General features: G+C 48.6%; 6 protein-coding genes and 1 rRNA gene. 6 read left to right on the forward strand and 1 reads right to left on the reverse strand.

Features of this window, described 5'->3' with window-relative positions:
* The 4 genes from gcvT to gcvPB all read left to right on the forward strand — a co-directional run.
* On the forward strand, positions 1–966 hold a 966-nt coding region (gcvT, locus tag HQM15_08895; GenBank protein ID MBF0492884.1), incomplete at its 5' end, for a glycine cleavage system aminomethyltransferase GcvT.
* Positions 967–983: 17 nt separating this feature from the next.
* Positions 984–1,373, forward strand: a complete 390-nt coding sequence (gene gcvH / locus HQM15_08900; GenBank protein ID MBF0492885.1) for a glycine cleavage system protein GcvH — start codon at positions 984–986, stop codon at positions 1,371–1,373.
* 4 nt (positions 1,374–1,377) lie between these two features.
* Positions 1,378–2,730 (forward strand): aminomethyl-transferring glycine dehydrogenase subunit GcvPA, encoded by a 1,353-nt coding sequence (gene gcvPA / locus HQM15_08905; protein MBF0492886.1) that lies wholly within the window; start codon positions 1,378–1,380, stop codon positions 2,728–2,730.
* A gap of 2 nt (positions 2,731–2,732) precedes the next feature.
* The gene (gene gcvPB / locus HQM15_08910; GenBank protein MBF0492887.1) at positions 2,733–4,217 is read left to right on the forward strand and encodes an aminomethyl-transferring glycine dehydrogenase subunit GcvPB; all 1,485 of its coding nucleotides are present in this window, start codon (positions 2,733–2,735) and stop codon (positions 4,215–4,217) included.
* Positions 4,218–4,245: 28 nt separating this feature from the next.
* Here the strand turns inward: gcvPB and mgtA are convergent, their stop codons facing one another.
* The gene (gene mgtA / locus HQM15_08915; GenBank protein ID MBF0492888.1) at positions 4,246–6,918 is read right to left on the reverse strand and encodes a magnesium-translocating P-type ATPase; all 2,673 of its coding nucleotides are present in this window, start codon (positions 6,916–6,918) and stop codon (positions 4,246–4,248) included.
* 217 nt (positions 6,919–7,135) lie between these two features.
* Between mgtA and HQM15_08920 the strand changes: the two genes are divergently transcribed.
* Positions 7,136–8,284: a hypothetical protein gene (locus HQM15_08920; GenBank protein MBF0492889.1), complete on the forward strand. Its 1,149-nt coding sequence runs from the start codon at positions 7,136–7,138 to the stop codon at positions 8,282–8,284.
* Between the two features lie 310 nt (positions 8,285–8,594).
* Positions 8,595–9,349 (forward strand): 16S ribosomal RNA (locus HQM15_08925); the annotation flags it as partial.

Consider the following 9,349-nt stretch of genomic DNA (forward strand, 5'->3'; position numbering starts at 1 on the left):
AACAAAATGGGGATGTTTGATGTGTCACACATGGGTGAGTTGGTTGTGGTGGGGGCTCAGGCCTTGGAATTTCTCCAGTACCTCACCAGTAACGATGTGGCAGCGCAAAAAATAGGGCAATGCCAATACAATTTGCTCATGAATGAAAAAGGCGGTGTGGTAGATGACCTCATCGTCAATCGTTTGGGTGAGAATGAATTTTTTATTTGTGTGAATGCCTCCAACATTGAAAAAGATTTTGAGTGGATAAAGTCTCATCAATCCAAATTTAAAGTGAGCGTAGAAAATCAAAGCGAGGCCTTTGGGCAGATTGCGATTCAAGGGCCGCTTGCAAAAACTCTCATCAACAAAAAACATTGCAGTCTGGATGCAATAGAAGTGAAGGCTTTTTATTTTACGAAAGCAAATCTGTTTGGGGTGCCAGTCACTTTGGCGCGAACGGGTTATACGGGCGAAGATGGGTTTGAAATTTATACGCCCGCGGATCAAACTTCAAAAATCTGGTCTGCCCTTTTGGAAGAAGGAAAAAACTCGGGATTAATGCCTTGTGGTTTGGGTTGTCGCGATACGCTGCGTTTGGAGATGGCTTATCCTTTGTATGGTCACGAATTGAATGACGAGATTACTCCACTGGAAGCAGGTTTGGGCTGGGTCACCAAACTTCAGAAAGGAAATTTTTTAGGGCGCGACAAATTAATTGAACAAAAAGAAAAAGGCATTTCCAAAAAACGAGTGGGTTTTATCATGCAGGAAGAAGCCATTGCGCGTGCGGATTACAGCGTTTTTAATCAGGAAGAAAAAATAGGTTGGGTAAGCAGTGGAACTTATTCTCCCTCTCTTGACAAAAAAATTGGCTGTGCCTATGCCGACCCGAATTTTTCATCAATTGGAACGATCTTCAGCATTGACATTCGTGGAAAAAAGAAGAAAGCAGAAGTCGTCGGTACGCCTTTTTATCGAAAATAATTATTCTTGGAGAGCCTATGCATTGTCCAGAAGACCTTAAATATACCAAAGAGCACGAGTGGGTTCGTGTAAAAGGGAATGTCGCCACCCTTGGAATTACCGATTATGCCCAGGATCAACTGGGGGATATTGTATTTGTAGAATTACCCGAAGAAGGAGAAGATGTGGAAAAGGGAGATACCTTTGGTGTGGTAGAATCCACAAAGAGTGTGAGTGATTTGTATCTGCCTGTTTCAGGAAGGGTGATTGAAGTGAATGACCCGCTTCTGGATTCCCCCGAAATCGTCAATGAAGATTCTTACGGCGAGGGCTGGATGATTCGTATTGAAATGGATGACAAGAGTGAGTTGGACGATTTACTTTCTGCCGAAGAATATGAGGCCTTTCTTAAAGAAGAATCGGAGTAGTTCTTTGCGATACTTACCCCAAACTGAAATTGAAATTCAAAAAATGTGTGAAACGATCGGAGTGGAAAATCCCTCCGATCTTTTTTTTCAAAGCATTCCCCAGAAACTTCGCTTTCAAGGCAAGCTGGGTATCCCCGCCGCCTTGTCCGAGCAAGAGTTGCTGGCGCATTTAAAAGCCCTCTCCAAAAAAAATAAAACAGTAGATCATGCCACCTCTTTTTTGGGAGCTGGCGCCTATCATCATTATATTCCAGTTGCCGTTTCCTCTTTAATGGGGCGGGGGGAATTTTTAACGGGCTACACCCCTTATCAGCCCGAGCTTTCCCAGGGTACGCTTCAAGCCATCTTTGAGTTTCAAACCATGGTGGCTTCCTTGTTGGGGATGGACATTGCCAATGCCTCTACCTATGATGGATCCACCTCGCTGGCCGAAGCCGTGCTGATGGCACTGCGCCTGAAGTCTAAAAAACAAAAGGTTTTACTCGCACGAAATCTGCATCCCGAATATCGGAAAGTAGTGCAAACCGTGCTGCACAACATGGGTACGCCCATTGAAGAAGTAAATTTTTCAGCCGATGGAAGAATTGATCTGGCGGACCTTCAGAAGAAATTAACTCCTGAGGTCGCTGTTTTTTGCGCAGGTTATCCCAATTATTTTGGGGTGATCGAAGACTTAGCAGGGCTGGCAAAAATCATCCACGCCAACGATTCTCTTTTTGTAACGGCCACCCAGGAAGCCTTGTCTCTGGCTTTGCTGAAGTCACCCGGTTCATGCGCTGCGGATATCGCTGTGGCAGAAGGCCAATCGTTCGGAAATTTTCTAAATAATGGTGGGCCTTATGTGGGGCTCTTTGCTTGCAAGCAGTCCGATGTTCGTCAAATGCCCGGCCGCATTGTCGGTCAAACTTTAGATGCCCAGGGGAAGCGCGGTTTTGTGCTCACCCTCAGTACTCGTGAGCAACACATCCGCCGTGAAAAAGCGACTTCGAATATCTGCACGAATCAATCTTTATGCGCGCTGGGAGCTTCCATTTATCTGGCTCTCCTGGGGCCTGTCGGGCTGAAAAAATTGGCGGAAATGAATGTGTCTAGGCTCCAATTTGCCAAAAGAACCTTGTCCAATGTTTCTGGTGTAGAGCTTGTTTTGAATGGCCCTGCCTTTAATGAATTTGTGATCAAGCTCTCAAAACCTGTAGAGCAGGTATTAAAGCATTGCCTGCAGCAGGAAATTTTTGCGGGAGTGTCCCTGAAAAAAGATTATCCAGAACTGGGTGAGGCTCTGCTGCTTTGTGTGACGGAGATGAATAGTCGTGCAGACATTGAACGTTTTGCTCAGGTATTGAAGAAGGTGAATTAATGATGTCCCAACAATTTCCCGCTAAACAAGGGCTCCTCTTTAACGAAGTTCTTCTTTTCGAAAAAACATCTCCCGGTCGCATGGGTTATTCGCTACCTGAAAATGATGTGACAGAAAAAGTGGATTTAGCTTCCGAGCTTTTGCGCGAAGATGTTCCGCTGCTGCCCGAGTTGTCTGAGCTGGATGTCGTGCGTCATTATACACGCTTGTCTCAGTGGAATTATTCTATCGATACCGGTTTTTACCCCCTGGGTTCTTGCACGATGAAATATAATCCCAAGGTGAATGAAGAAGCGGCACGGATGTCGGGCTTCTTAAAAGTCCATCCTGCCCAAGATTCTTCAACACTACAGGGTGCACTTCAGTTGATGTGCGAGCTTCAAAAAGATTTAGCGGTTATGAGTGGAATGGATGCCGTGACGCTTCAGCCTGCGGCAGGCGCCCATGGTGAGTTTACGGGTTTACTCATGGTTCGTGCGTATCACACGCACAAAGGCAATCCGCGTAAAAAAATTATTATTCCCGATACAGCGCATGGGACCAATCCGGCTTCTGCCGCTTTGTGCAATTATAAAGTCGTCCAGATAAAATCTGGAAAAGAGGGCGTGCTCACACCGGAGGCGGTGGCGGAAGTAATGGACGAAGAAGTCGCGGCGCTTATGCTCACCAATCCCAATACCTTGGGCCTCTTCGAAAAGAATATTGCCGAGATTGCCAAAATTGTTCACGACAAAGGGGGGCTGGTTTACTGTGATGGTGCCAACCAAAATGCCCTACTTGGCAATGCCCGTGCGGGAGATTTGGGCGTGGATGTCATGCACTTTAATTTGCACAAAACTTTTACTACCCCTCACGGGGGCGGTGGCCCTGGCTGTGGCCCGGTAGCCGTGAAAAAGATTTTAGAGCCCTATTTACCAGTGCCAATCCTTCGTCGTGAAGGAGATCAATATTTTCTGGATGAGCATTGCCCTCTCAGCGTGGGAAAAGTGCGCGCCTTTTTTGGAAATTTTGGAATGATGGTTCGGGCTTATACCTACATCCGTGAAATGGGACCCGAGGGACTAAAGGGCGTATCAAATATGGCGGTACTCAATGCCAATTACATGAAGGCCAGGTTGAAAAATCATTACCATTTGGCTTACGAACAGCCCTGCATGCATGAATGTGTGTTTTCCGATAAACGCCAGCAAGAGTTTGGAATAAAAACCATGGATATCGCCAAACGCTTGATGGATTACGGTTATCATCCGCCCACCGTTTATTTTCCTTTAGTTGTTCCCGGTGCCTTGATGATTGAACCCACCGAAACCGAAAGTCTGGAGACCCTCGATTTATTTTGCGACGCCCTGATTAAAATTGCCGAAGAGGCAAAATCCAATCCGGATATTTTGCACGAGGCTCCTCATGTGACCTCACATCAAAAACTGGATGAGGTGAGGGCGGTGAAGAATCCGATTTTGAAATGGGAAAAGGAATTAAAAAATTAGTCCGCTCAAGAGGTGTGATGTCTCCCCCTCAAATCCATTTGCGCCTCAGCAGCCAGGTCTTCGCCGCCTGCGTCAAGATCACGTAGCACAAGAGAGTTAGGACGATCAGCGGCCAATACAGGGGTGGCAAGGGTGAGAAGCCCAGATAGGGGGCAAGGGGTGAGAACGGGATTGCAACTCCTACAGCCATGATCGAGACGCTCATCACCATCAAGGGCCAGGAGGGGCGGCTTTGCAGGAACGGAATCCTGTTGGTCCGGATGACGTGGATGATGAGCGTCTGTGTGAGCAGGCTTTCCACAAACCATCCTGTCTGAAACAGACTCTCGCTGTGGGTCGCAAGCTCGGGCGTAGACACGGCCCAGCACTTGAAAACATAGAGCATCATCAGATAGGTGCTGTAGTCGAAGACCGATGAGCAGGGGCCGATGAAAACAATAAAGCGGGTAAGCTCCTTCATGTCCCATGGGCGCGGTTTGGCCACTTGCTCGGGATCGACGTCATCGGTGGGAATCGCCGTCTGGGAGATATCGTAAAGTAGATTATTGGCGAGAATCTGGATCGGGGCCATCGGCAGAAAGGGCACGAAGATGCTTGCTCCCAATACACTGAACATGTTGCCGAAGTTGCTGGATGCCCCCATGCGGATATACTTGAGGATATTCGCAAAGACTTTTCGTCCTTCGATCACCCCCTCTTCGAGAACCAAAAGCGACTTCTCAAGTAGAATCATGTCCGCCGATTCCTTGGCGATATCGACTGCGGTATCGACGCTGATCCCCACGTCGGCAGCACGCAGGGCAGGAGCATCGTTGATTCCGTCGCCCATAAATCCCACGGTATGCTTGCGGGATTGCAGGGCATGAATGATTCGCTGCTTGTGCGCCGGGGAGACACGCGCAAAGAGCGTCGTCTTCTCGGAGGCCTCGGCAAGTTGATCGTCGGACATTTTCTCGACCTCTGCTCCCATCAGCACAAAATCGGTGGCCAGACCCACTTCTTTGCAGATCTTGCGGGCCACCAGATCGTTGTCCCCCGTAACCACTTTGACGCTGACACCATGGCCGTGCAGCGCCGCAATCGCAGCCGTCGCGGTATCCTTGGGCGGGTCAAGAAAGGCGACATAGCCGTTCAAGATCAGGTCACACTCGTCGGCCTTCGAATACGGTGTACTGTCACCCGCAACGATACCCCGCGGTGCACTCTCCTTGCTGGCGATGGCCAGCACACGAAAACCATCGGCGCTAAGCTCCTCGTATTCGCGCCGGAGCTCATCGATGAGCAGATGCCCCATTGGAAAGAGTTCGCCGTTAAGTTCAAATTCCTTACATCGTAAAAAAACCGCCTCGGGAGCCCCTTTGCTGATGATCCGGTCCTTGCCTTCTGGCGTGCGGACTACGACCGACATGATGCGTCTCTGAAAATCGAAAGGGACCTCATCCACCTTGGTGTAGCTGGGCACGTCGGCATGGGCGTGCGTTTCTCTGTGAGCCAGCACCGCCCGGTCCAAAACGTTCTTCAGCCCCGTCTGGAAGTGGCTGTTGAGGTACGCCAAAGCCAGCACCTCATCATCCTCTTTCAATGCTACGTCGCAGTGTTTCTCCAGGATCACATGGTCCATCGTTAGCGTGCCAGTCTTGTCCGTGCACAAAACGTCCATCGCTCCCAGGTTCTGGATGGCGTTGATCCGCTTCACGATCACCTTCTTTCGGCTCATGGCTAGTGCGCCCTTGGAGAGGCAGACTGTTACGATCATCGGGAGCATCTCGGGCGTCAACCCTACGGCCACAGCCAAGGCAAAAAAGAAGGCCTCACCCCATTGGCCCTTGGTTAGACCGTTGATGACGAATACCAGGGGGACCATCACCAAAATGAAGCGCAGCATCAGCCAGGTAAATCGGGAAACACCCTTGTCAAAGGCCGTCTGTGTGGATTGCCCTGAGAGTGATTTAGCCATGCCGCCCAGATAAGTATCGTGGCCGGTCGCAACAACAACGGCCGTCGCCGAGCCGCTCTCAACGCTGGTCCCCAGAAAGGCAATGCTGGTCAATTCGATGGGTGTGATTGTGGCGACATTTTTCTCCACCTCGAACTTCTCAACCGGAAAGCTCTCTCCTGTGAGGGGGCCCTGGATTACGAACAGATCCTTGGCCATTATCATGCGCACATCACCGGGAATCATGTCGCCCGCTGCGAGCTTGACCACGTCCCCAGGTACGAGCTGCGAAACGGCGATCTCCTGTGGGTTACCGTCGCGGATGACCGTCGCTGTCACCGAAATCATCGCTTTGAGCTTGGCGGCAGCGCTGTCAGCCTTTGCCTCCTGGACGAGCTTGAGAGTGACGCCTAGAAGTATCATCAACAACATCATGATCCCCGCCCGCATATCTTCGGTCAGAAAGGAAATTGTGGCGAGCACGGCTAGGAGAATTACCAGCGGATTCAGAATTGCGTGCCAGAGAAGCTTAGCAATACCGATGCGGCCCTCAGTGGCCAGAACATTATGCCCGTGCCGTTCCAGGCGCTTCGCAGCCTCGTCGCTGGTCAATCCCTCGGGACCCGTCTCTAATCGCGCATAGACGGCTGCGGCATCCAGCGCAGCAGACTCCACCACGAGCTGCGAGACACGGATCTGCGCCTTTTCACGGCGAATGGCGGCAAAGAGATGCTTGGGGAAGATGGCGAATCGGGTAATAGGCATGGGGACACTCCTTAAGGGTCGAGCTCTACTTTATCACCCTCTCGACGGAAGAGGGAAAAAGGTTATAGCTTGAAAAGCCCCTTGTTTTAATCACAACATAAGAGAAATTCAACTGCTAACAGGCAGTGTTGACTTAGATTATGAAATTGACTGTTTGAGGTGGATGTAAACAAATGGGCTTGAGCCTCTTGAGCTCAAGAAAGACCAGGAAATTTTTATGAAATCGTCATCGTTGATTGCGGTTCCTGCAAAAGCTTGGGGAGCTTTGTGGACCTTTCCTTCTATATTACTTTCTTCATTTGCCATTGGATGGGGTGCTGAAGCCGCACAATATTTCATATCAAAAGGGCTGGCTTTGGCAATTCTGGCCTGGTTTCAGACCTTGCCGGAGTTTGCCGTGGAGGCCTTGATTTCCTGGCACCGAGATACCCCCCTCATGTTGGCCAATCTTACGGGTAGCTTGCGTTTATTGGTGGGCTTTGGATGGCCCATGATTTATTTTGTTCGGGCTTTTTTATGTCGCGAAAAAAAACAAAAAGTTCGTTTTGATCCCATAATATTGGACAAAGAGTATTCGATTGAAATTGTTTCGCTCTTATTGCCCCTTCTCTATTTCACCTTCATCTATATAAAGGGCGCTTTGCAGTTCTATGATGGGATGATCTTACTTCTCCTTTATCTTGGTTATCTATGGATGATCCAAAAACTTCCTCCCGAAGAAGCTGAAGAAGCGGTAGATATGCCTTATATCCCCCGTAAAATTATCTCGTTGTCTCCTCTGTTGAGAAATTTATCCATCGTCGTCTTGTTTTTGGGAGGAGGACTTATGCTGATGTTTACGGTTGAACCCTTCCTACAAAGTTTGCTTGCCCTAGCCTCTCTATTGGGAATTTCACAATTTGTGTTTGTTCAATGGATTTCACCTTTTCTTTCTGAATTTCCCGAAAAGCTGACGGCATTTGGTTGGGCGCGAAGAGAAGGAAAGGCTCCAATGGCTTTAATGAATATGGTGAGTTCCAACATCAATCAATGGACCTTGCTGGTTGCTCTGATGATGATAATTTTTTCCTGCTCAGCAGGTCATCTAGCCGGCTTTCAGTTTGATGATCATCAAAGGTTGGAGTTAGCCTTAACTTTGGTACAATCTTTTCTAGGTGTACTTGTTTTGATGCAGTTAAAGATGTGCTGGTATGAGGCCGTGTTTTTGTTTGTGCTCTGGTTTATCCAGTTTATTTGTCCATCCTCCAGAAACTGGATGCTAAAAGTGTACTTGCTGTTCATCCTCTTCTATGTTTTTAGAATTCTATTGAACAAGAATTTTGAGGTGCTGAAAGTTTTTAGGAAAGCAGTTTTATCCGGGGGATAGGCCCTTATTATCTCCTTGTGAAAGGTTTTTTTGGGTCTTTGTGAAATCGAGATCAGAATAACTACAGATTAATTTATTTTTCTTATTGACTTGAAGAAACTTTTGGCTAATATGCGCGGGCTCTTGGGGAACCGATTCCCCAAGGGAGATTAGTGACCGCTGGTAAATTCAAGTATAATCTTTAGATCTTTGAAAACTAAATAGAACGTCGAAATTGATTAGCTCAGATAATTTTTTTTCTGTTTTTTAAAACAGTAAAGTAACTACTTACTAAAGCCCTCAAAAGCTAAATGAGTAGCATAGCAGATTTAAACTGGAGAGTTTGATTCTGGCTCAGAACGAACGCTGGCGGCGTGCCTAACACATGCAAGTCGAGCGAGAAAGCCCGCAAGGGTGAGTACAGCGGCGAACGGGTGAGTAACGCGTAGGTAACCTTCCTATAAGACTGGGATAACCTGTCGAAAGACGGGCTAATACTGGATATGACCACGTTCCGTTTTCGGAATGAGGTAAAAGATGGCCTCTACTTGTAAGCTATCGCTTATTGATGGGCCTGCGTACCATTAGCTAGTTGGTAGGGTAATGGCCTACCAAGGCTACGATGGTTAGCTGATCTGAGAGGATGATCAGCCACACTGGAACTGAAACACGGTCCAGACTCCTACGGGAGGCAGCAGTGGGGAATCTTGCGCAATGGGCGAAAGCCTGACGCAGCAACGCCGCGTGGGGGATGAAGGCCTTCGGGTTGTAAACCCCTGTCGAAGGGGAAGAACTGTTTTAGGGTAAATAATCCTAGGATTTGACGGTACCCTTAGAGGAAGCACCGGCTAACCTCGTGCCAGCAGCCGCGGTAATACGAGGGGTGCAAGCGTTGTTCGGAATTACTGGGCGTAAAGCGCGTGTAGGTGGTTGAATGTGTCGAATGTGAAAGCCCTGGGCTTAACCCAGGAAGTGCGTTCGAAACTGTTTAACTCGAGTACGGGAGAGGAGGGCGGAATTCCCAGTGTAGAGGTGAAATTCGTAGATATTGGGAGGAACACCGGTGGCGAAAGCGGCTCTCTAGAC

This window comes from Deltaproteobacteria bacterium, assembly GCA_015233135.1.
GTDB lineage: Bacteria > UBA10199 > UBA10199 > JADFYH01 > JADFYH01 > JADFYH01.

Bases quoted from the DNA above. Each gene is read 5' to 3' on its own strand.
- gcvH (MBF0492885.1), top strand. From the start codon at position 984: ATGCATTGTCCAGAAGACCTTAAATATACCAAAGAGCACGAGTGGGTT.
- gcvPB (MBF0492887.1), top strand. From the start codon at position 2,733: ATGTCCCAACAATTTCCCGCTAAACAAGGGCTCCTCTTTAACGAAGTT.
- mgtA (MBF0492888.1), bottom strand. From the start codon at position 6,918: ATGCCTATTACCCGATTCGCCATCTTCCCCAAGCATCTCTTTGCCGCC.
- HQM15_08920 (MBF0492889.1), top strand. From the start codon at position 7,136: ATGAAATCGTCATCGTTGATTGCGGTTCCTGCAAAAGCTTGGGGAGCT.